Below are 1,367 nucleotides of genomic sequence, written 5' to 3'. Positions count from 1 at the left end.
GACGCCTCCACGCCCGCCCGCACCCGCGCAGCCTCCCTCGGCGGAAGCTCCGCCGAGAACACCGGCGACTCCGCCACCAAGCCTCGGCGAGCCCCCTGCGCCGCCCGCTCCAGGCCTGCCGCACACCTCAGCACCACGCCCGGAAACACCGCGCCCCACTACGCCTTCGCGCCCGTCCATACCCGCGCAGCCTCCCTCGGGGGGAGTTCGGCCGGTGCGGACGCATGGGTCGTCCTCGCGTGCGGAGTCGGCGCGGGGGTCGGGCTCATGGCCCGTGCCTCCGCAGGCGCGGCTCGGCGGAGCTCGTCCGCCGCGGCCTGCGCAGCCGCCGCCCATGCAGGAGGCTCGGATGGAGTCGTCGGCGCCTCCGACGCCGGGGCTGCGGAAGCCTCATGCTCCGCGGCCTCCGGCGCCGCGGACCGCCGGGCCGGTGCGTCGGCCGCAGGTGCCGGGGCAGCGGGCGGCGGTGACGCGGCAGGCGGACGAGCCTGCGCCGCGTTATCTTCCGCCGGGGCTGCCGCAGGGCACGCCGTCCGGGCGGGCCGGTGTCGCGATCGGGCTCGTCGTGCTGGTCGAAGGGGGCGTGGTCGCCGCCGTCGCGTTCGGGGCGGCGTCCGTCTGGCCCTTCTGGGGCGCCGTCTCGGTGTTCGCCGTGTGGGCGCTCCTGCTGCTGGCGCCCCTCAGCGCCCCGCGCTCGTACGGCTACCGGGAGCCGGACGGCGAGGAGCGCGCGCGGCTGGAGCACGCGTGGCGCTACGTGCAGCAGCACGCCGGTGTCAGCGGCTACCGGCTCGTGGTCGTCGAGTCGGACGGGTTGAACGCGTGCAGGCCGTCAGCGCGCACGGTGGCGGTCACGTCGCATTCGGCCCGCTCGTTGGCGCCCGGGCACCTCGCCGCCGTCCTCGCCCATGAGCTGGGGCATCTCCAGGGGTGGCGGGCCGTGCCGGCGTTCGTCCACGCGCAGGTGACGCTGCCGAACCGGACGCTGCAGTGGGCGCTGCGGACGGCGTGGTCCCCGATCGGCCCGATGTGGAAGCGGGCCGTCGAGTGGCACCGGCCGATCGGCTTCCTCGGGGTGTTCCTGCTCGCCGCCGTCGCCCTGGCGGTGACGGTGCTGGTGGCGGTGCCGGCCGCGCTCGCCTACGCCGCCTCGCTGGGCGCGCGGCTGCTGGACGCCGGGGGCGAGGCGCGGGCGGACGCGGCGGCGGTGCGCATGGGGTTCGGCACTGATCTGGTCGCGGCCGTGGAGCATCGCATCGAGCACCAGCCCGACGGGCTGCCGCTGCCCCTCGTCCGGCGGGCGCAGGCGCTGCGCCGCCGGCTCGGCTGAACCGGTCAGGTCCGGCCGCCGAACAGCGGCGGCGGGC

The 1,367-nt window shown here is 77.5% G+C and carries 1 protein-coding gene; it reads left to right on the top strand.

Annotated features, from left to right (window positions below; translation table 11 throughout):
- Nucleotides 1-430: 430 nt before the first annotated feature.
- Nucleotides 431-1,330, top strand: coding sequence for a M48 family metalloprotease (locus AB0K37_RS30610; protein ID WP_363986885.1), 900 nt, complete (start codon nucleotides 431-433; stop codon nucleotides 1,328-1,330).
- Nucleotides 1,331-1,367 lie beyond the last annotated feature (37 nt).

The sequence above is a fragment of the Actinomadura sp. NPDC049753 genome (assembly GCF_040674655.1).
Taxonomy (GTDB): Bacteria; Actinomycetota; Actinomycetes; order Streptosporangiales; family Streptosporangiaceae; genus Spirillospora; species Spirillospora verrucosospora.
The sequence above is the reverse complement of the archived record's forward strand: the minus strand, read 5'-3'. Positions and strand labels throughout refer to the sequence as shown.